General features: G+C 67.8%; 15 protein-coding genes and 1 pseudogene. 9 read left to right on the top strand and 7 right to left on the bottom strand.

The annotated features are described in order from the left end of the window. Positions 1-20: 20 nt before the first annotated feature. Positions 21-1,232 (bottom strand): site-specific DNA-methyltransferase, encoded by a 1,212-nt coding sequence (locus EV666_RS02085; RefSeq protein WP_132002222.1) that lies wholly within the window; start codon positions 1,230-1,232, stop codon positions 21-23. A 179-nt stretch (positions 1,233-1,411) separates the two neighbouring features. On the opposite strand from EV666_RS02085, the gene EV666_RS02090 reads away from it, so the two are divergent. Next, the gene (locus EV666_RS02090; protein ID WP_132002225.1) at positions 1,412-2,188 is read left to right on the top strand and encodes a hypothetical protein; all 777 of its coding nucleotides are present in this window, start codon (positions 1,412-1,414) and stop codon (positions 2,186-2,188) included. 457 nt (positions 2,189-2,645) lie between these two features. On the opposite strand, the gene EV666_RS02095 is transcribed toward EV666_RS02090, so the two are convergent. Together EV666_RS02095 and EV666_RS02100 are read right to left on the bottom strand one after the other, a co-directional pair. Continuing rightward, on the bottom strand, positions 2,646-3,353 hold the full coding sequence (locus EV666_RS02095) for a ribonuclease HII (protein WP_132002228.1): 708 nt from the start codon (positions 3,351-3,353) through the stop codon (positions 2,646-2,648). Positions 3,354-3,538: 185 nt separating this feature from the next. After that, positions 3,539-4,648 (bottom strand): annotated as a pseudogene (locus tag EV666_RS02100) (PA0069 family radical SAM protein); the annotation flags it as partial. 290 nt (positions 4,649-4,938) lie between these two features. Here EV666_RS02100 and ypfJ point away from each other — a divergent pair. Beyond that, the gene (gene ypfJ, locus EV666_RS02105; protein WP_132002231.1) at positions 4,939-5,847 is read left to right on the top strand and encodes a KPN_02809 family neutral zinc metallopeptidase; all 909 of its coding nucleotides are present in this window, start codon (positions 4,939-4,941) and stop codon (positions 5,845-5,847) included. 74 nt (positions 5,848-5,921) lie between these two features. Here the strand turns inward: ypfJ and EV666_RS02110 are convergent, their stop codons facing one another. Continuing rightward, entirely contained in the window at positions 5,922-6,887 is a 966-nt protein-coding gene (locus EV666_RS02110) for a uracil-DNA glycosylase (RefSeq protein WP_132002234.1), read from the bottom strand. Between the two features lie 474 nt (positions 6,888-7,361). On the opposite strand from EV666_RS02110, the gene EV666_RS02115 reads away from it, so the two are divergent. From EV666_RS02115 to EV666_RS02125, 3 genes are all read left to right on the top strand, one after another. Then, positions 7,362-9,038: an electron transfer flavoprotein-ubiquinone oxidoreductase gene (locus tag EV666_RS02115; RefSeq protein ID WP_245514153.1), complete on the top strand. Its 1,677-nt coding sequence runs from the start codon at positions 7,362-7,364 to the stop codon at positions 9,036-9,038. A 376-nt stretch (positions 9,039-9,414) separates the two neighbouring features. After that, a complete protein-coding gene (locus EV666_RS02120) occupies positions 9,415-11,574 on the top strand; it encodes a tetratricopeptide repeat protein (protein WP_132002237.1) in 2,160 nt (719 codons plus the stop codon). Positions 11,575-11,829: 255 nt separating this feature from the next. Further along, positions 11,830-12,771: a 4-(cytidine 5'-diphospho)-2-C-methyl-D-erythritol kinase gene (locus EV666_RS02125; protein ID WP_132002240.1), complete on the top strand. Its 942-nt coding sequence runs from the start codon at positions 11,830-11,832 to the stop codon at positions 12,769-12,771. 179 nt (positions 12,772-12,950) lie between these two features. On the opposite strand, the gene EV666_RS02130 is transcribed toward EV666_RS02125, so the two are convergent. Continuing rightward, positions 12,951-13,967 (bottom strand): polyprenyl synthetase family protein, encoded by a 1,017-nt coding sequence (locus tag EV666_RS02130; protein ID WP_165909866.1) that lies wholly within the window; start codon positions 13,965-13,967, stop codon positions 12,951-12,953. A gap of 250 nt (positions 13,968-14,217) precedes the next feature. Here EV666_RS02130 and EV666_RS02135 point away from each other — a divergent pair, with 250 nt between their 5' ends. The 4 genes from EV666_RS02135 to glyS all read left to right on the top strand — a co-directional run bounded on the left by EV666_RS02135 (position 14,218) and on the right by glyS (position 18,589). Beyond that, positions 14,218-14,448 (top strand): putative signal transducing protein, encoded by a 231-nt coding sequence (locus tag EV666_RS02135; RefSeq protein ID WP_132002243.1) that lies wholly within the window; start codon positions 14,218-14,220, stop codon positions 14,446-14,448. 3 nt (positions 14,449-14,451) lie between these two features. Further along, complete coding sequence (locus EV666_RS02140) at positions 14,452-15,276, top strand: tRNA1(Val) (adenine(37)-N6)-methyltransferase (protein WP_245514154.1); 825 nt, start codon at positions 14,452-14,454, stop codon at positions 15,274-15,276. A gap of 122 nt (positions 15,277-15,398) precedes the next feature. Next, a complete protein-coding gene (locus tag EV666_RS02145) occupies positions 15,399-16,325 on the top strand; it encodes a glycine--tRNA ligase subunit alpha (RefSeq protein ID WP_132002246.1) in 927 nt (308 codons plus the stop codon). 71 nt (positions 16,326-16,396) lie between these two features. Continuing rightward, positions 16,397-18,589, top strand: coding sequence for a glycine--tRNA ligase subunit beta (gene glyS / locus EV666_RS02150; RefSeq protein ID WP_132002249.1), 2,193 nt, complete (start codon positions 16,397-16,399; stop codon positions 18,587-18,589). 326 nt (positions 18,590-18,915) lie between these two features. On the opposite strand, the gene EV666_RS02155 is transcribed toward glyS, so the two are convergent. Together EV666_RS02155 and EV666_RS02160 are read right to left on the bottom strand one after the other, a co-directional pair. After that, complete coding sequence (locus EV666_RS02155; protein WP_132002252.1) at positions 18,916-19,473, bottom strand: AAA family ATPase; 558 nt, start codon at positions 19,471-19,473, stop codon at positions 18,916-18,918. Positions 19,474-19,500: 27 nt separating this feature from the next. Then, on the bottom strand, positions 19,501-20,490 hold the full coding sequence (locus tag EV666_RS02160) for a magnesium transporter CorA family protein (protein WP_132002254.1): 990 nt from the start codon (positions 20,488-20,490) through the stop codon (positions 19,501-19,503). Positions 20,491-20,502 lie beyond the last annotated feature (12 nt).

Consider the following 20,502-nt stretch of genomic DNA (forward strand, 5'->3'; position numbering starts at 1 on the left):
AAATCGTCCGTCGCCGCCGTTCAGGCGGCGGCGCGGTGGGTCTGGCGGTATTCGCCGCGCAAGGCGTCGATGGGCAGGCGCTGGCCGTCGCGCTCGATCATCCAGTAGGTCCAGCCGTTGCAGGACGGCAGGCCCTGGGACAGGGCGCCGATCTTGTGAATGGAGCCAACCGCCGGGCCAAGTTGCAAGGTTCCGTCGGCCCGCACCAGCGCCTTGTGGCGGCGGCGCTCGTCTTCCAGCATTTCGCCAGGGGCGATCAGGCCGGCCTCGATCAGCGACAGGAAGGCGACGCGCGGCTCGGAGCGCTTCGCCGGCGCGGCGGCGAACGCCTGCGGATCGATCGGGGTCACCGCGTCCACGCGCTGTTGCGCCGCTTTGGCGTAAACCGGATCGCGCTCGATGCCGATGAAGCGGCGGCCGAGCTTTTTGGCCACCGCCGCGCTGGTGCCGGAGCCAAGGAAGGGATCAAGCACCACGTCGCCCGGATTGGAGGATGACAGCAGCACGCGGGCCAGCAGCGCCTCGGGCTTCTGGGTCGGGTGCACCTTGCGCCCGTCGGCGTCCTTCAGGCGCTCGTCGCCGGTGCACAGGGGAATGAACCAGTCCGAGCGCATCTGCAGGTCGTCATTGCCGCCTTTCAGCGCCTCATAGTGGAAGGTATAGCGCTTCGAGCGGGTGGGCGTCGCCCAGATCAGGGTTTCGTGGGCGTTGGTGAAACGGCGGCCACGGAAGTTCGGCATCGGGTTGGCCTTGCGCCAGACGATGTCGTTGAGGATCCAGTAGCCGAGATCCTGAAGGATCGCGCCGACACGGAACACGTTATGGTAGGAGCCGATGACCCACAGGGCGCCGTCCGGTTTCAGCACGCGGCGGCACTCGGCCAGCCAGGCGCGGGTGAAGGCGTCGTATTCGGCGAAGCTGTCGAACTTGTCCCAGTCGTCGTCCACCGCATCCACCTGGGAGTGGTCGGGGCGGGTCAGGGCGCCTTCCAGCTGCAGATTGTAGGGCGGATCGGCGAAAACCAGATCGACGCTCTGCGACGGCAGCCGCTGCAGTTCGGCGAGGCAGTCGCCGGGAATGATCCGGTCCAGCGGCAACGCGCTGGCGGCATGCCTGCCTGAAAGAGACTCGCCTGGGGGTGAGCCCGGCAGGGCGGCTGACGCGGTCAGCCCGGTACGCACAACCTTGATCCGGGAATTGACGCCAGCGATCCTGGCTCGTGAAACTTCCATATCGCCCTGCCGGTTACGCAACTCACAGGACGGCATGGTGAACAGACGGGGTAAAGGCGACGTTTCCGGTTTCGGGGGCCTGTCCCGATCCGGCACAGATGGGACAGGCGCCGTGGATCAGCGCCGCGCGCTTAACCGTTGGCTAACCACGTGGACCTGCAAGTTATTTTATAGATCTTTTGAGTTATTTCATTATAATTAAAATAAATGCAGATGTTGTAAAATTTCTGATTATGCAAATTAATCCGCCGGAGATAAATATGCCGGAGCCAATTATTACTGAAATAGTACATAGTAGAGATAGTGCTATGTTTGTATGGTCTTATGGTGGTCAGAAAAATTATACGTTGCGCGCCAAAACTAAGCGTAACGGAATTGATAATACCTACAGTGGTGGACGCTGTTTGTTCGAGAAGTGGCCGCTTGAGGGTGGGGTTCCGCGACCTCCTGAATTTTATTCCAGGGATATAAGGGAGGGCGACGCGGGGCTTAATATGGTTGAGGTTTGTTTTGCGCGGTCGGGGGAGAAGCTGAAGGACGCGCGTTACGAAACTGTACCGTCGTATGTCGAGCGGATGTCATTGGATTTGCCGAACGTTACTGTCATTGGTTATTCGCGGAGGAGAGTGGACGCTTTTCCAGATGCTTTGGCTCGCGCACTGTACGATGGCGACGTATCTGGCCTGGGGGAGCTTGAGGCGTCGAACCCCAGCATCATCCGCTACAGAAACGGGGTTCCGCTGAGAGGCGCTTCGTCAGATGCCCGGGAATTCCAGCCGTATCACGTGCGGGTTGCGGAGGCGCGGGCCAGAAGCGCGCGGGCGGGGACATTGTCCATGCCCAGCGGCGCGCCCCACGCGTCAGGGGCGCGGGTCGGCGGGTTGGATGCTGGCGCGGAGCATGTGGGCGAGGAGGCGCTGGACAAGTGGTTGAGGGACCTTGGGATCTTTTCCTGACTTTGCTTTCCTTTCAGGAACCTGACTGAAATGTCGGGCGTTTTCCCGTGGGGTTCTCGCGCCCGGCGGCCATTTGCCGGGAACTGGATGTCGTTGGCGAAATACACTTTGCCAAAATAATCTTTGGTGGAACACCAGCCCTGATGGAGCGCCAGGCCTGGCCGGGCGCGCGAACGCGCCGCCGGGGTATGGTCGCTGGTGTTCCTGGCAGGTTATGAAAACATCACTGGTTGTAGAGACGTCACCGGTTGTACAGGCGTCGGAAGTCGCCTCCGCGTCCCCCCGGTTGCTCCTGCAGCGAGGCCCGATGGCGATGGCGTCTGGTCGCGATGAGGTTGGTCGCCCGGGGCGCGGCCCGGCTCCCAAGTCTTCAACTCCGTCCTGAGCGATGGGCCGTTATGCCCGGATCGCGGCGAACAGGCGGCGGGCGCCGTTGTGCCGGCGCGCCGGGCCGGACTTACGGTGACCAGGTCGACTGCCGGCGGCGCGCCAGTTCTCCGGCGTGCTCCGGCATCAGGCGGAAGGGCGCGAAGCTGAGGCGGTGCCAGGGGGAGGCGCCATGGGTTTCGATGGCGGCGCGGTGGGCGGCGCTGCCGTAGCCCATGTGTTTGCCGAAGCCGTACTGCGGGCAGATGGCGTCGAGCCGCGCCATCATCCGGTCGCGCGCCACCTTGGCGACGATGGAGGCGGCGGCGATGGAGGCGACCAGCGCGTCGCCGCCAATGATGGCGTCGGCGTCGCAGGGCACGGCGGGGCGGTCGCGGCCGTCTACCAGCACATGGGCCGGCGCGGCGGGCAGGGCGGCGACGGCGCGGCTCATGGCGGTGAGCGACGCCTTGCGGATGTCGGTGGCGTCGATCTCCCACACCGAGGCGCTGGCGACGCTGACATGCAGGGCGCGGGCCATGATTTCATCGTGCAGCCGATCGCGCGCCGCCCTGGTCAGCTTTTTGCTGTCGTTCAGACCGTCGGGCACGTCAGCAGGGTCGAGCACCACCGCCGCCGCCACCACCGGGCCGGCGAGGGGGCCGCGCCCGACCTCATCGATCCCGGCCACCGGCCAGACGCCGCGCGCCCGCAGTCGCTCCTCCCGGTCGAACACCGGGCCTTCCGGGAACAGGATCAGCGAATCAGTCAGGGCTTCAGCCGTCGGTTTGCGCGCCATGGCTTCCAGGTGAACCGGACGCGGCCGGGAATCAACCCCCGGGGCCAGGGCGTCGCGCTGGCGTTCTACGCGTGGGCGGCGTTGTCGAGGAAGGCGAGGCCATTGGCGTCCGCCCGCGTGCGGATAGGGCGCACGGGGTCGATGGGGCGCCGGGCCGGCCGGGCGGCGGGGGCGTCGTCGAGCCCGAACAGGGACAGCTGCCCCGCCGTCACGGCGCTGTTGGGGGCGCGGAACTGGCTGACGTCGAGCCGCCGCCGCTCCTTGTTGAAGCCGATGCGGGCGCAGGCGAGCTGGAAGCGGCGCCCGGTCATCCAGGCATAGGGGCCGGAGCCGACCATGCGGTCGCCCCAGGTCGCGTCGTAATCCTTGCCGCCACGCGACTGGCGCATCAGGGCGCGGGCGCGACGGGCCTTGTCCGGCCATTCATTCTCCAGCCAGGTCCACATGGCGTCGCGCACCTCATGGGGCAGGCGCAGCATCACATAGCCGGCCTCGCGGGCGCCGTGGGCGTGCGCCGCCTCAAGAATGCGTTCGATCTCGTCGTCGTTCACGGCGGGGATCACCGGCGCGACCATCACCGAGGCCGGCACGCCCGCGTCAGCCAGCTTGCGGATGGCGTCGAGGCGGCGCGAGGGGGTGGCGGCGCGCGGCTCCATGGAGCGCGCCAGCTTTGGATCAAGGGTGGTGATCGAAAGGGCGACCTTGGCGAGGTTCTTCGCCGCCATGCGCGACAGGATGTCGATGTCGCGGGTGATCAGCGCCGATTTGGTGACGATGCCGACGGGATGATTGAAGCGCTCCAGAACCTCAAGAATCTCACGGGTGATGCGGTAGCGCTGCTCGATGGGTTGATACGGGTCGGTGTTGGTTCCCATGGCGATGACGCGCGGCTCATAGCCCCGGGCTGACAGTTCCTTCTCCAGCAGCCGCGCCGCGTCCGGCTTGGCGAACAGCTTCGTTTCGAAGTCGAGCCCCGGCGACAGGCCCATATAGGCGTGGCTGGGGCGGGCGAAGCAGTAGACGCAGCCGTGCTCGCAGCCCCGGTAGGGATTGATGGAGCGATCGAACGAGATGTCGGGCGAGGCGTTGCGGGTGATGATGGTTTTCGGCTTCTCGACAGTCACTTCCGTGCGGAACGGCGGCAGGTCGTCCAGCGAGTTCCAGCCGTCGTCGATATCCTCGCGCGCATGCTTCTCGAAGCGGCCGGCGGGATTGATGAGCACGCCGCGGCCGCGCCGCCGCTCCGGCGCGATGAGCTGGCGCGCGCGCCAGGGCTCGCCGCCGCCGTGGGCCATGGCGGGCCGCGTGTCCGCGTCATCCCGGGCGACGGGGGATTGATTCTCCAGGGGATTGCGGGATGCTTCCCTCATGTCCGCGCCTCCTTGTGCGAGCCACTGGCCCGACTCGCCCCCCGACTCGCCGGACCTGTGGATATCATAAGAACAAATGCAGAACATTGGCAAGGGCGCGGGCGGGCGGCATCCGGTCAGTCGCGAGGACGGCAATTCACATTCCCGGCGTTTTGCATAAACAATGTGGCTCCAGCTGCGTTGTATGCAGGGGCTTGTTGAGCAGGGGACACGGCATGCGGTGGGAAGATTTCCGGACCTCGGAGAATGTCGACGACCGGCGCGGCGACGGCCCCTCGGGCGGCGGCATGCTGCCGGGAGGTCGCGGCGGCCTCGGGCTCGGCACGATCGTGGTGCTCGGGCTGGTCGGCTGGGCGCTGGGCATTGATCCGCGCCTGCTGATTTCTGGCGCCGAAATCCTGTCTGGCGGCGGTGGTCCCGCCTACGAACAGCAGGCGCCGCGTCCGCAACAGGGCAAGCCGTCGGCGCCGCCGCAGGACCAGACAGGGCGCTTCGCGGCGGCCGTGCTGGGCAATACGGAGGACGTCTGGAAGGTGGTGCTGCCGCAACAGCTCAATGTGCGTTACCAGGAGCCGCGCATGGTGCTGTTCTCCGGCGCCACCCGCTCCGCCTGCGGCGCCGCGCAGGCGGCCATGGGGCCGTTCTATTGTCCGCTGGACCGCACGGTGTACATCGACCTGGCGTTCTTCCAGGAGATGAAGCAGCGGTTCCGGGCTGGCGGTGATTTTGCTTACGCCTATGTGCTGGCCCACGAGGTGGGGCACCACGTGCAGAACCTGCTCGGCGTCCTGGACAAGGTGGAGGGGGCCAAACGCTCCATGTCGACCGCCGGGCGCAACGCCCTGTCCGTCAGGGTGGAGCTGATGGCCGATTGCCTGGCCGGCGTCTGGGCCAACAACAGCAACCAGAAATACAACTCGCTGGAGGAGGGCGACGTGGAGCAGGCGATGAACGCCGCCGCCGCCATCGGCGACGACCGGCTGCAGAAGCAGTCCCAGGGCTTCGCCGTCCCGGACAGCTTCACCCATGGCACGTCGGCCCAGCGCACCCGCTGGTTCATGACAGGGCTGAAATCGGGCAAGGTCCAGTCATGCAACACGCTTAGCCAGGACGCGCAGCTTTAACGGGTGCGCAGCCGTGATGATGGACGCGCAGGCGGGGGAGCCGCCAGGTTAGCCGTCCCGGTCAGTTGTCCCGGTCAGGCGTTGCCGCCGGTTGTCGCCGTGGTTCCCGCGCCTTCATCCAGCGCTGCGCGAATGGCGCGAAAATCGCGCCAGGCAAGGCGTTTCTGGAGCGGTGAGCGGAGCAGATAGGCCGGATGCAGGGTCGGCAGCGCCCGGATGCGGATGTCGCCCGCCTCGTAAGCGGACCAGCGGCCGCGCAGGCGCAGGATGCCTTCGCGGACGCCAAGCAGGGCCTGGGCCGAGGGGCCGCCCAGGCAAACCAGCACATCGGGCCCCACGAGGGCGATCTGCCGTTCGATGAACGGACGGCAGATGGCTGATTCCTGCGGCGTCGGCGTGCGGTTGCCCGGCGGCCGCCATGGCACCGTGTTGGCGATGTAGACCTTGCTGCGGTCAAGGCCGATGGCCGCCAGCATGCGGTCCAGCAACTGGCCGGAGCGACCCACGAACGGCCTGCCGATACGGTCCTCTTCCGCTCCAGGCGCCTCGCCAACGAACATGACCCGGGCGTCGGGGGCCCCGTCGCCGAACACCAGCTGGCGCGCCGTGCGTTTCAGCGAACAGCCGTCGAAGGCGGCCATGGCCTGCTGCAGGGCCTCAAGGCTCGTGGCGGCGCGGGCGATCTCGCCGGCCTGGAGCGCCACCTCATCCGCCGCGCTGGCGAAATTTGCCGGCGGCGTCGCGGCCGGCGTTGAAGGAGCGCGGGATGGGGCAGGCGGCGTGACGGGGGCCGGGGCCGAAGTCCGCCGACGCTCCGCCGGCGCGGCGCCAGAGGCGGCGCTCACCTGGGCGGTGTTCTGCGCCCAGGCGGGAGCAAAACGGGGGGGCGGCGCGTTGACTTCAGCGAACCGGTCATGCGGCGTCTCGTCCAGCACCCAGTCGGCCCCGGCCTCCATGTGAAACGCCAGCAGCGTTTCGAGGTCAGCAAGGCTGTAATCCGCAGGATCAGGAGGCGGCCCGTTCGCCGTATCGCCGTTCATGCCGCGACCTTACGACAGCGCGCGGCGCGGCGCGACAGGCGCGACGGCGGGGGCATGAGAAAGGTGGAGGTCCCCGGAATGGCGGTCGCGACGGGTCGCGCCACGGGACACGGCGTTGTCTCCAGGACGGGGCGCATGCGGCAGGTCGGCGGAATTGACGCAGGCAGGCGTGGAAAGGGGACGTTGATCCATATCAGTTCTTGTGAGACTGCCTCGAATGGTTCAAAAGTGAACGGTTTCTGGCCGCTCGCCCCATGGTCGCCGCCCATCCGGCTCGTGGCCGTGGCGAAACGCCGTTTACGTCATTTGCCCGGCTCCGCCCCAGCGGCGGCCGGAGCGCGCGTCGCCAGGCCGGCAAAGGCTGGCCGGGCGCGGCATATGTAGCAGGCTTTTTGGGTTTCGCCACGCGGACGCGCCCCCCGGCCCCGCACCGTGGTGAAACGCAACAGGGACGATGTCTGGAGGAGCAAGGGGATGGAACTGCCTGAACGCGAGGGTATGGACTACGATGTCGTGATCGTCGGCGGCGGACCCGCCGGCCTGTCGGCAGCGATCCGCCTGAAACAGCTCGCGAACGAGGCCGGAACGGACATCTCCGTCGTGCTGGTGGAGAAGGGCTCCGAGGTCGGCGCCCACATCCTCTCCGGCGCCGTGATCGACCCGATTGGCCTTGACCGCCTGCTGCCCGAATGGCGCGATGATCCGGAGCGCCCGCTGAAGACGCAGGTGACGGACGACCGCTTCTACTACCTTGGTCCGGCGGGCGGCATTCGCCTTCCCAACTTCGGCATGCCGAAGCTGATGAACAACCACGGTAATTTCATCGGCTCCCTTGGCAATGTGACGCGCTATCTGGCCGCTCAGGCCGAGGCGCTCGGGGTGGAGATCTATCCGGGCTTCCCGGCCGCCGAGGTGCTCTACAACGACGCTGGCGCCGTGATCGGCATCGCCACGGGCGACATGGGCGTCGGCCGTGACGGCGAGCCCAAGGGCGACTACACCCGCGGCATGGAGTTGCGCGGCAAGTACACCCTGTTCGCCGAGGGCGCGCGCGGCAGCCTGACCAAGGAAATCGCGAAGAAATTCAACCTGCGCGACAAGTCCGACTTCGACAAGTACGGTATTGGCCTGAAGGAGCTGTGGCAGATCGATCCGGCCAAGCACAAGCCGGGCCTGGTGCAGCACTCGTTTGGCTGGCCGCTGGACAACACCACGGGCGGCGGCTCGTTCCTCTACCACTTCGAGGACAATCTGGTCGCCGTCGGCTTCGTGGTGCACCTGAACTACCAGAACCCGACCCTGTCGCCGTTCGACGAGTTCCAGCGGATGAAGCAGCATCCGTTCATCCGTGAGACGCTGGAAGGCGGCAAGCGTCTGAGCTATGGCGCCCGCGCCATCACCGAGGGCGGCTGGCAGTCGGTGCCGAAGCTTTGCTTCCCCGGCGGCGCGCTGATCGGCTGCGCGGCCGGCTTCGTCAACGTGCCGCGCATCAAGGGCTCGCACAACGCCATGCTGTCCGGCATGCTGGCGGCTGAAAAGCTCGCCAGGGCGCTGGCCGCTGGCCGCGAACACGACGAACTGATCGAGTACGAGCAGGCGTGGCGTTCGTCCGACGTTGGTCAGGACCTGAAAAAGGTGCGCAACGTCAAGCCGCTGTGGTCGCGCTTCGGCACGCGCATCGGCGTGGTGCTCGGCGGTCTCGACATGTGGACCAACGAACTGTTCGGCTTCTCGTTCTTCGGCACGCTGAAGCATGGCAAGCCTGATTACGCCACGCTGAAGCCGATCGACCAGGTGAAGCAGCTGACCTATCCGAAGCCGGATGGCGTCATCTCCTTCGACAAGCTGTCGTCGGTGTTCCTCTCCAACACCAATCACGAGGAGGACCAGCCGGTCCACCTGAAGCTGAAGGATCCGTCGATCCCTGTGAAGGAGAACCTGCCGAAGTACGGCGAGCCGGCGCGGCTGTACTGCCCGGCGGGCGTGTACGAGGTGATGTATGACGACGAGGCGGCGAAAACCAATCCGCGCTTCGTGATCAACGCGCAGAACTGCGTGCACTGCAAGACTTGCGACATCAAGGACCCGGCCCAGAACATCAACTGGACCACGCCGGAAGGCGGCGGCGGCCCGAATTATCCCAACATGTAAGACAGCGCGGCGGCCCCTGGGCCGCCGTCCTGCTTTTGGGGGGTGCGTCGCGGCGGTTGGCGGCGCGGCGCAAGCTGGCGCGGATGCGGCCGGGCGGGCCAAGGGCGTCCCCTTCCGTAACGGACTGACCGGCGGCCGCTTGCCGCGATGGCCCAAAACGGCCATTGTCTGGAGCCATAACCTGCCTCCCGCCAGAGTCGGTTGCGACGTGGTGAATCGCGCCAGCGGTTTTCCGCGATCGTGAATGCCGGCTCCGGCGCCGGATGCGCCCGGTGGTTCAGTGTGACCGGGCGCCCTTCCATGGCCAGATATCAGCGAGAAGCCAGTGATACGTCTGTTTCGGCAACCATCGGGAATCGCGCGTTCTGTGGGCGTGATGGCCTTGGCCGTCGCGCTGGGCTGGACGGGCCCGGCGCTGGCCAGCCGCGACGCGGGGCAAGCCGGAGCCGATGAGCCTTCCGTCGCCGCGAGTCTCGAAGGAAATTATCTGGCGGCGGTTGTCGCCGGGGCATCGCGGGACGCCAGCGCGGCGGCGCGTTACTTTGGCGAGGCCCTGCGCAGCGACCCGCGTAACCGGGATCTGCAGGAGCGCGCCTTCATCGCTTTCCTCGCCAGCGGCGACATGAAGGCGGCCTTCCCCGCCGCCCAGAAGATTCTGGCCCGGGATTCCGGCAACGCCCTGGCGCGGCTGGCCCTCGGCGTGCGGGACCTGAAGGCGGGGCAATACGCGAAGGCGCGCGCCCAGTTCCAGCGCGGCGGCGGCGCGGCCGCCAGCGACGTCACCGCCACCCTGCTCACGGCGTGGAGCTGGGCCGGCTCCGGCAACACCAGAAAGGCGCTGGAAACGGCCGACAAGCTGCGCGGGGTGAACGCCTTCACCCTGTTCCGCGAATATCATGGCGGCCTGATCGCGGCGCTGGGCGGCCCCAAATTCCGCACCGAGGCCGACCGGCGGATGAATGCCGCCTACGCCATGGAACGCACGACGCTACGCGTGGTTGACGCCTACGGCCGCTATCTGTCCGGCGTGGGCGATCGCGACGCCGCGACCGCCGCTTACGACGCCTTTCTGAAGCTGGCCCCGCGCCAGCCGATCGCCGCGACATCGCTCAATGAACTCAAGGCCGGCAAGACCCTGCCGCCGCTGGTCGCCACCGCCCAGCAGGGCGCGGCGGAAGTGCTGTATGGCCTCGGCGCCGCCGGCAACCAGCAGGGCGATGAACTGGCCGCCATGATCTATCTCCAGCTTTCGCTCTATCTGGAGCCAAAGAACGAGATGGCCCTGATCACGCTGGCCGATATCTACGAGCGTCTGCGCAAGCCGCAGGACGCCATCGCCGTCTACCGGGCCATTCCGGCGACGTCGCCCATGCGCGCGTCCGCCGACATCCAGATTGGCGTTGGCCTGGAAGGGCTGGGGCGCGGCGATGAGGCGATCGCGCATCTCGAAAAGCTGGTGAAGGAACGCCCGGATGACGTGGACGCCGCCTCGGCCCTCGGCGCCCTGTATCGCAGCAAGAAGGAATGGCTGAAGGCGGCGGACGCCTACACCACCGCCATTGCCCGGGCCGGAAAGCCTGAGCCGCGTTTCTGGTCGCTATATTATTTCCGCGGCATGTCTTACGAGCGCGCCAGGCAATGGGCGAAGGCGGAAGCCGACCTGAAGCAGGCGCTGGAGCTGGCGCCGGACGGCGACGGGCGCGAGCGGGCCGTGGTGCTCAACTACCTCGGCTATTCCTGGGTGGATCAGGGGATCAACCTGAAGGAAGCCTTCGACATGCTGCACAAGGCCGTGGCCCTGCGCCCGCGCGACGGTTACATCGTCGATAGCCTGGGCTGGGCCTATTATCGCCTTGGCCGCTACGATGACGCGGTGCGCGAACTGGAGCGGGCTATTGCCCTGAAGCCCTCCGACCCGACGATCAATGATCACCTCGGCGACGCCTACTGGAAAACCGGCCGCAAGCTTGAGGCGCGCTTCCAGTGGAATCACGCTCGTGATCTGGAGCCGGAGCCGGATGACCTGCCAAAGATCCTCGCCAAGATCGCCAATGGCATGACCGCGGACGGCAAACCCGCGGACGGCAAAAGCGCCGAAGACAGGAACGCTGACAGGAACGCGGCGGACAGGCCGGCGGACCAGAAGGGCGAAGCCGCCCCCGGGCCGGCTCACAAGTCGCCAGCCGACAAGCCGCCAGCAGGCGACCAGCCCGCCGGCAAGCCGCAGCCTGGCGTTTCCACGCCCCCAGGCGGGAAAGATGGCGCGCCATCGGCGCCAAAGGACGCGCCGGGGGAAGGCGGGAAAGATGCGCCCGCCACGCCTGAACAGCACAAGCCAGGGCAGCCGGCCCCTGACCCTGGCCCATCGCCAGCGCCCGGCAAGGGCCTGACGCCGGATGACCGGGGCGAGGCGCCGGCGGATGGCGGCGGCGCCAGCGGCGCGGTTTCCGGCGAGGCGCATAACGGCTCTGGCAGCCAGACGCCGTCGCAGCAGCCGTCCCCTGCGTCGCAGCCGGCTGGGCAGAAGGCGAACTGAGGCGCCCGGCGCCCGGCGGGGCGCCGTCGCTGGCCCTCAGGCGCGCCCGCGTTCCGGCCGGCGCCGTGCGAAGCCCGCCATCGGGGCGTCGCTGGCGCCTGATCCGCCAGGCGGGCTCCGTCCGTTCCCTGGCCCCGGAAACAACCAGGCTTCCCGCCATGAGGCGCGCCAGGGTCGCGACGGCTTTCCGTTTTGCATCGCGCCAGCCGCCGCCCCATTGAACGCTGTGACTGGAAAAGCTGTGACGGATAGCGGATGGACCCGGCCAACCTGCCCCTGACATCGCGCCTGCCCCTGACAACGCGCGCGCCGGCCAAGGTCAATCTGACCCTGCGGGTCGTTGGCCGGCGGCCAGACGGCTATCATGAACTCGACAGCCTGACAGTTTTCGCCGGCGTGGCGGCAGGGTCCGTTACAGGGTCCTGCGCTGAATCCGGCGTCGCTGACGTGTTGTCGCTGGAGCCGGGCGACGGCCTCTCCCTGGCCGTGGCTGGCGACACGGCGGCCGAAGCGGGGCCTGACGACGACAATCTGGTGTTGCGCGCGGCGCGTCGCCTGGCGGACCTGTGCCCCGGATTGCGAATGGGGCGGTTTATCCTCGACAAGCGCCTTCCGGTCGCCGCCGGGCTGGGCGGCGGGTCATCGGACGCCGCCGCCGCGCTTCGCCTGCTGGCGCGGCTCAATCATCTGGCTGCCGACGACCCGCGCCTGCATCAGGCGGCGGCGACAACGGGCGCCGACGCGCCGGTCTGCCTTGGCGCCCGGGCGCGGGTGATGGCGGGGTTGGGAGAGATTCTCGGGCCGCAACTGTCCCTGCCGGCGTTGCCGGCGCTGCTGGTCAATCCGCGCGTCGCGGTTCCGACGCCGGCGGTGTTCCAGGCGTTGGCCGCATCGCCGCTGCAAGCGGGCTCCCCGCCCGCCAGGCTGACGCCCGACGTCGCCACCGTGGGGGGCTTGCGGCGTTACCTGCTGGCGGGCCGGAACGATCTGGAAGCGCCGGCGCGAAGCCTCTGCCCCCAGATCAGCGAGGCGCTGGCGCTGGTGCAGCAGATGCCCGGTTGCTGGCTGGCGCGCATGTCCGGTTCTGGCGCGACGGTTTTCGGGCTGTTCGACGATGAGGCGCAAGCCCGGGTAGCGGCGGGGCGCATACACGCGACCAGGCCGGCCTGGTGGGCGCGCCCGACCATGCTGGGCTGAGCGCTGGAGGAGCCGTCGCCCGCCTGGGCCATGCGTGATTTTCACGCCAGGTCGCAAAAGATGCGGACGCCACCGCAACCTGCAAGGCTCAAATCGGTTGACGTATATTCTGCGGGGCATGCCTTGCGCCGCGCGGGCTCCAACGCCATGAGCCTGGGCTCGTGGCGTTCTGACGTCGGTCAGTGCGCCCGCGAGATGCAGAAGTCCACCGTGTCGAGCAGGGCAGTCTTCAGCGGGCCGGCCGGGTAGCGGTCAAGCGCCGCGCGGGCGGCGTCGCCGTAGCTTTCGGCGCGGGCGATGGTTTCGCGCAAGGCGCCGTTGCCGCGCATCATGGCGACGGCGCGCTTGAGGGCGTCGTCGCCGGTGGCGCCTTCCTCCAGCGCCTGGCGCCAGAACTCCCGGTCGGCGGCGTCGCCGCGTTGCAGCGACAGCACCACCGGCAGGGTCAGCTTGCCCTCGCGAAAATCGTCGCCGATGTTCTTGCCGAGGGCGTCGGCGGTTCCGCCGTAATCGAGCGCATCGTCAATGAGCTGGAAGGCGACGCCGAGGTTCATGCCATAGGCGCGGCAGGCGGCGCGGTCGTCCGGGTTGTTGCCGGCGAGAATCGGGCCGACCTCACAGGCCGCCGCGAACAGGGTGGCGGTCTTGGCCTCAATGACGGCGAGGTATTCGTCTTCGGTGGTTGCGAGGCTGCGCGCGACCGACAGCTGCATCACCTCACCCTCGGCGATGACGGCGGCGGCGGTGGACAGCACGTCGAGCGCGTCGAGCGAACCGACCTCGACCATCATGCGGAAGGCCTGGCCGAGCAGGAAGTCGCCGACCAGCACGCTGGCCTCGTTGCCCCACACCTTGCGCGCCGCCGGCTTGCCGCGCCGCATGTCGCTTTCGTCGACCACGTCGTCGTGGAGCAGGGTGGCGGTGTGCATGAACTCGACGCTGGCCGCCAGCTTGACGTGACCTTCGCCCTGATAGCCGCACAGAGCGGCGGCCGAGAGGGTGAGCATGGGCCGCAGACGCTTGCCGCCGGACGAGATCAGATGATTGGCGACCTCAGGGATCATCAAAACGTCGGACCCCGTGCGCGACAGGATCATCTGGTTCACCCGCTCCATGTCGGCGGCGACCAGCTTCACCAGGCCTTCGATGCTGGCCTGCCTGCCCTTGTCCCTGTCCAGTGCGACGGCGATACCCAACCTGATCTCCTTCCGGTCCACGGTCCGGCGCGCTGCCCTGGCTGCACATGGAGCCAGCGCCCGCTGGCCCGACTTGTCCAATGTTTCCGCCGGATTTGCAAATGAAACCGCGCGCGCGTTCTGGCGGAAAGCAGCGGCGGATTGCCCCTGTGGGACGTTCGCCCCGGTCGCGGGCGCGGACGGGAATACGCCGGCAATACGCATGGTTGCGCCATTCCTGAGCGCCGGCAAATAGGCTATTCCTGAACGCATGGAAGAATTGCTGCGCACCAATGACGTCGTCGCCCTCGGCTACATGTCGGGCCTGCTGGACCAGGCCGGCATTCTCAACATGGTGGCCGACAACCAGGTCAGCGCCATCGAGGGCTCGATCGGCGCCTTTCCCCGCCGCCTGATGGTGGCTGGCGACGCGCTGGCGGCGGCGCGCGCGCTGCTGGCTGACGCTGGCATGGGGGAATATCTGCCCGAATTGCCGGATTGATCCGTGACCGCGGCGGAGCAGAGCCTTGACGCCTTCTTCAACGGCGGGCTGCGACTGGCGCAGTTCCGGCGCGGCCACCATCGCGGCGGCACCGACGGCGTGCTCGCCGCCATGGCTGGCGCGACGCTGGCGGCGGCGCTGGCGCGGCGGTTGCGGCGGACCGTTGACGTGCTCGATATGGGGGCGGGCAGCGGGCTGATCGGCCTGGGGGTGGCCCGGACCGCGCCCGCAACGCGGGTGACGCTGGCTGAACGCGATGGCGACCTTGCCGGATTGTGCGCCGGCAATATCGTCCTGAACGGACTGGACGGCCGCGCCCGCGTCGTCAACATCGATCTGCTGGACCGGCCGGAGGCGCTGGCGGCGGCGGGTCTTGTGGCGGAAAGCCAGGACCTGGTGGTGACCAATCCGCCCTGGTTCGCCCCGGAGGCGGTGCGCGCCTCCCCAGGCGCTGGCCGGCGGGCGGCGCACGTGTTCGATGCGCCCGTGGACGGAATGCGGGAGCCGGTGCGGGAGGATGCCCTGCAGGCCTGGTTGCGTTGCGCCTGCCGGCTGCTGCGGCCGGGCGGGGCGCTGCTGGTGATCCACCGGGCGGAAGCGCTACCGGAGATTCTCGCCGGCATGGCGCGGCGCTTCGGCGACGTGCGGGCGCGGCCGGTGGCGGCGCGGGCGGGCGCGCCGGCGATCCGGGTGATGGTGGGCGGGCTGCGCGGCCGGCGCGGGCCATTCGCCCTGGACGCGCCGCTCGTATTGCACGGGCCGGATGGGGCCTTCACCGCCGAAGCGGCCCGCGCGCATGCCGGCGAGAGCCTGCCATGGGGCGATTGACGGCCGGATACGGTTGCGCCCGGGCGATTTCCAACTGTGTCCGTTGGTTTTTCGTTGTATAGGAACCTGCGTCGGCGCGCCGCCGCAGCGACAGAAGCACGCGATATCAGAAGAATGCGATCATGACCGGCTCCGATCAGTCCAGCCCGAAGCGCTCCTTTCAGGGGCTTATCCTGACGCTCCATGAGTTCTGGGCGAAGCAGGGCTGCGTCATTCTCCAGCCCTATGACATGGAGGTGGGCGCCGGCACCTTTCACCCGGCCACCACCCTGAGGGCGCTGGGGCCGAAGCCGTGGAAAGCCGCCTACGTGCAGCCCTCGCGCCGCCCCACCGATGGGCGCTATGGCGAAAACCCCAACCGGTTGCAGCATTATTACCAGTATCAGGTGATCCTGAAGCCGAACCCGCCGAACCTGCAGGAGCTGTATCTGGCGTCGCTGGAGGCCATCGGCGTCGATCTGGCGCTGCATGACGTGCGCTTTGTCGAGGACGACTGGGAGAGCCCGACCCTGGGCGCCTGGGGTCTTGGCTGGGAATGCTGGTGCGACGGCATGGAAGTGTCGCAGTTCACCTATTTCCAGCAGGTGGCGGGCGTGGAATGCGCGCCGGTGGCCGGCGAACTGACCTATGGCCTTGAGCGCCTCGCCATGTATGTGCAGGGGGTGGAGCGCGTCTACGACCTCAATTTCAACGGCGGCGAAGGCGACGACAAGGTGACCTATGGCGACGTGTTCCTGCAGGCCGAGCAGGAATTTTCCGCCTTCAATTTCGAATACGCCGACACGGACATCCTGTTCCGCCACTTCGCTGACGCGGAGAACGAGTGCAAACGCCTGCTGGAGGCCGGCGCGCGCGCCGATGGCCGTCATGGCCTCGCCATGCCAGCCTATGACCAGTGCATCAAGGCCAGCCACGCCTTCAACCTGCTGGACGCGCGCGGCGTGATCTCGGTCACCGAGCGGCAGAGTTATATCCTGCGCGTGCGTGAACTGGCCAAGGCCTGCGGCGCCGCGTGGCTGCGCACCGAGGGCGGCGGCGCGGCCGCCTGAGGCTTCCGCAACTGTTTCGCCGCACGCCCGTTTGACGCTTTTCAGGCCCGCCGGGGCCGATGGAACCTCCGATGCCCGACCTTCTGCTCGAACTGTTCAGTGAAGAAATCCCCGCCCGCATGCAGCGCAAGGCGGCGCAGGACCTGCAGAGCCTGGTGACCAACGCCCTTGTCGAGCGCGGCCTGCTGTATGAAGGCGCCGGCGCCTGGGCAACCCCACGCCGCATCGCCCTGCACATCGCCGGTCTGCCGGCGGTTGGCCAGGACGTGCGCGAGGAACGCAAGGGGCCGCGCGTCGGCGCGCCGGATGGGGCGATCCAGGGCTTCCTGAAGGGCGCCGGCCTGAGCTCCATCGACCAGGCGCAGGTCGTATCCGATCCGAAAAAAGGCGAGTTCTATGTGGCGGTGATCGAGAAGCCCGGCCAGCCGACGCTGGACGTGCTGGCCGAGGTGCTGCCGCGCATCATCCAGAATTTCCCGTGGCCGAAGTCGATGCGCTGGGGCGCCGCTTCCGCCCAGCCCGGCGCCATGCGCTGGGTGCGGCCGCTGCACTCCATCGTCGCCACCTTCGGGCCCGAGACAGAGGAGCCGCAAGTCGTGCCGTTCAGCGTCGGCGGCGTGACGGCCGGCAACGAAACCCGCGGCCACCGCTTCATGGCGAAGGGCGCCGGTTTCCCTGGGCCGATCCAGGTGAAGCGCTTCGACGATTACGTCGCCGTGCTGGAGAAGGCGAAGGTGATCCTCGACACCGACCGCCGCAAGGACATCATCCTCGCCGAGGCGCGCAATCTCGCCTTCGCCCAGGGGCTGGAGCTGGTGGAGGACGAAGGTCTGCTGGAGGAGGTCGCCGGACTGGTGGAATGGCCGGTGGTGCTGATGGGCGCCTTCGAGGAGGAGTTCCTGGCGATACCGCCGGAGGTGATCCGCGCCACCATCCGCGCCAACCAGAAATGCTTCGTACTGAAGAAGGCTGACGGCGCGCTGGCCAACAGGTTCATCCTGGTGTCCAACATTGTCGCGCCGGATCGCGGCGCCGCCATCATCGCCGGCAATGAACGCGTGGTCCGCGCCCGCCTCTCCGACGCCCGCCACTTCTGGCAGACCGACCAGCGGCCGATGCCGGACTATCGCGAGCGCGCGGACACGAAGCACCTGAAGCCGCTGGAGCAGCGCCTGCAGAAGCTGATCGATTCCCGCTCCGTGTTCCACGAGAAGCTGGGAACCCAGGGCGAGCGCGTCGAGCGGCTGGTGGAGCTGGCCGGCAAGATCGCGCTGGCGATCGGCGCAGACGGCGGCCTGGCGACCCGCGCCGCCCGCCTGGCCAAGGCCGACCTCACCACCGAAATGGTGGGTGAATTCCCGGAATTGCAGGGCCTCATGGGTCGCTATTATGCGGCGGCCGAGGGCGAGGATCCGCGTGTGGCGGCGGCGCTCGAGGACCATTACAAGCCGCTCGGCCCGTCCGACCGCACGCCCACGGCGCCGGTTTCCGTCACCGTGGCGCTGGCCGACAAGCTGGACACCCTGGCCGGCTTCTGGGCGATCGACGAGAAGCCGACCGGCTCCAAGGATCCTTACGCCCTGCGCCGGGCGGCGCTCGGCGTCATCCGTCTGGTGCTGGAGAACGACCTGCGGCTGCCGCTGGTGGAAATCTGCCAGGAGGCGGAGCCGGAAGGGGCGAAACGCGCCGCGCCGCGCATGCCGGAAGAATTCGCCGGGCGCGTCGTGTCGTCGGACGCGGTGTCGCTGCTGGAATTCTTCCACGACCGCCTCAAGGTGTTCCTGCGCGATCAGGGCTACAGCCACGATCTGATCGACGCGGTGCTGTCGCTGGGCGATCAGGACGACCTGCTGCTGGTGGTGCGTCGGGTCGCGGCGCTGAAGCAGTTTCTCGATACGGCCGACGGCAAGTCGCTGCTGGCCGGCGTGAAGCGCGCCGCCAACATCCTGCGCATCGAGGAGAAGAAGGACGGCGCGTCATATGACGCCGCCGCCGACGCTTCTTTGTTGCAGGCCGATGAGGAAAAGGCGCTGTTCACGGCGCTGGGCGCCGCTCGCGAGGCGGCGGAAGCGGCGGTGAAGCGGGAGGATTATCAGGGCGCCATGACGGCGCTGGCGGCGCTGCGCGGCCCGGTTGACGCCTTCTTCGAGGCGGTGACGGTGAACGCCGACGACGCGGCCCTGCGCGCCAACCGGCTGCGCCTGCTCGCCGGCATTCGCGAGGCGACGCGCGCCATCGCCGATTTCTCGCGCATCGAGGGCTGAGCCCGGCGCGGGGGCCGATCAGAAAACGACCCGGCTGGCGCCGCTCGCCGGGTTTTTCTTGTCCAGATATGGTCAGTTCGAAGCGGATCTGGCGAGAGCGCCGGCGCGGTCGCCGCCGCCATTATCCGCGGGATCGCATCAATCCCCCGGCGCCCGCCATGCCTGCGCGTGTTGCGGGCATCCACGTCTTCGTCGTCTCCCGCGGGGGGCGTCTCTTGCGTCGTCGTCTCTTGCGTCGTCGTTTCTTGCGGCAACGGTGGGCGCGGCAGCGCGTGGATGGCCGGCGCAGATCCGGCCCTGACGGCGGCGCGGGGAAGGGCGGGAGGCTATCGTCCGGTCAGGTTCGCCATGATGAACGCAACCCGCTCCGCCACGGGGGCCTTCGGCAGCCAGACCAGGTCATAGCCAAGCGCCGGCCAGACCCTGGCCATGGCGGCGCAGGTGGCTCCGGCCTCGGCGAGGTCCTGCTTGCGTTCGGCGTCGTTGACATAGATTTCCGGCCAGAACGGCGCGATGAACACCCGGGAATGGTAACGACGCCCCTGCGCCGCCGCGCGGCAGCGTTGCGCCGCCGCGTCATGGGCAAGGCCAACCAGCTCCAGATAGCCCAGCACGTCGCCAATACCCCGGTCGAAGAATACCGGCCCCGGGGCGTCATCCGCCGCATCGAACGCCGCGACGGCGTGCGTCAGCATGGCGTCCGCGAAGCGCGCCGGGTTGCGCCATGGCAGGGCGTCGCCGCCGCTGGCCTGCTGTTGCAGGATCACGGCCCTTCCTGCTTCTGGCGCCGTCGTGTGGCCTTGGCCGGCGAGCGCTTCGAGCAAGGTGGTCTTTCCCGAACCGGGGCCGCCGGTCAGGACGATCCGCAGGGGAGAACAGTTCATGACTTGCTTTCGGGGAGAGCGGGCAGGTTACAGCCACTTCTTCCAGCGGAAGAAGAAATAGGGCGCGATGGCGGCGACAATCATGCCGAGCAGGGCGAGCGGGTAGCCAAGTTTCCAGTCCAGCTCCGGCATTGCCCGGAAGTTCATGCCGTAGATGGAGGCGATGAGGGTCGGCGGCATGAACACCACCGCCATAACCGAAAACAGCTTGATGATGTTGTTCTGCTCGATGTTGACGAGGCCGAGGGTGGCGTCGAGCAGGAACTGGATCTTGCCGCTCTGGAACGTGGCGTGCTCCTCCAGCGATTGCAGGTCGCGCAGGTTGGTGCGCACCTGTTCGCGCAGCTCCATGGGCACGCGGGCGGTGCGGTAGGCTACGGTGAGGAACAGCATGACCCGCTCGATCGACAGCAGGCTTTCGCGGCTTTTGGAGATCAGGTCGCCGTGATGGCCCAGGGTCTGGACGATGTCCTGGAACTCGGCGTTGCGCTTGCCGGGGTCGTGCTTGGTTTCGAACACCTGGCGGGAGAGGGTGTTGATGTCCTCGCCGATGTTCTGGAGCACCTCGGCGGCGCGGTCGATGATGGTTTCGATGAGGCCGGCCATCACCTGCTCGGCGGTGAGGCCGCCGCTGCCTGGCCGGCCGGCGCGGTGGGCGAACATGATGAACGCCTTCGGCTCGTCATAGCGCACGGTGATCAGCGTGTTACGGGCCAGGATGAAGCTGACGCTGGCGAGCTGGGCGTCGTGGGCGACGTTGAACAGCAGCTGCGTGGTCATGTAGCGGGCGCCGTTCTCGGTGTAGAGCAGTTCGGACGGCTCGATGTAGTCGGTGTCCTCGCGCGTCGGCACGCTGACGCCATAGTGGGCCTCCGCCAGGCGCGCCTCGGCGCGCGACGGCTCGATCAGATCGATCCAGATTGCGTCGGCCGGAAACAGCTCACCCGGAACGAGCATGCGCCGTTCCAGAAAAGCACCGCCCTCGGGCGTTGTCGCTGGCCGGTGAACAATGATCATGGTCTGGTCTCC

It is taken from the genome of Camelimonas lactis, assembly GCF_004342915.1.
Classification (GTDB): Bacteria; Pseudomonadota; Alphaproteobacteria; order Rhizobiales; family Beijerinckiaceae; genus Camelimonas; species Camelimonas lactis.

Excerpts from the sequence above, each read along its gene's own strand:
- EV666_RS02160 (WP_132002254.1), bottom strand. The coding sequence starts at position 20,490 with ATGATCATTGTTCACCGGCCAGCGACAACGCCCGAGGGCGGTGCTTTT.
- EV666_RS02155 (WP_132002252.1), bottom strand. The coding sequence starts at position 19,473 with ATGAACTGTTCTCCCCTGCGGATCGTCCTGACCGGCGGCCCCGGTTCG.
- glyS (WP_132002249.1), top strand. The coding sequence starts at position 16,397 with ATGCCCGACCTTCTGCTCGAACTGTTCAGTGAAGAAATCCCCGCCCGC.
- ypfJ (WP_132002231.1), top strand. The coding sequence starts at position 4,939 with ATGCGGTGGGAAGATTTCCGGACCTCGGAGAATGTCGACGACCGGCGC.
- EV666_RS02115 (WP_245514153.1), top strand. The coding sequence starts at position 7,362 with ATGGAACTGCCTGAACGCGAGGGTATGGACTACGATGTCGTGATCGTC.
- EV666_RS02135 (WP_132002243.1), top strand. The coding sequence starts at position 14,218 with ATGGAAGAATTGCTGCGCACCAATGACGTCGTCGCCCTCGGCTACATG.
- EV666_RS02085 (WP_132002222.1), bottom strand. The coding sequence starts at position 1,232 with ATGGAAGTTTCACGAGCCAGGATCGCTGGCGTCAATTCCCGGATCAAG.
- EV666_RS02145 (WP_132002246.1), top strand. The coding sequence starts at position 15,399 with ATGACCGGCTCCGATCAGTCCAGCCCGAAGCGCTCCTTTCAGGGGCTT.
- EV666_RS02095 (WP_132002228.1), bottom strand. The coding sequence starts at position 3,353 with ATGGCGCGCAAACCGACGGCTGAAGCCCTGACTGATTCGCTGATCCTG.
- EV666_RS02110 (WP_132002234.1), bottom strand. The coding sequence starts at position 6,887 with ATGAACGGCGATACGGCGAACGGGCCGCCTCCTGATCCTGCGGATTAC.
- EV666_RS02125 (WP_132002240.1), top strand. The coding sequence starts at position 11,830 with ATGGACCCGGCCAACCTGCCCCTGACATCGCGCCTGCCCCTGACAACG.
- EV666_RS02120 (WP_132002237.1), top strand. The coding sequence starts at position 9,415 with ATGGCCTTGGCCGTCGCGCTGGGCTGGACGGGCCCGGCGCTGGCCAGC.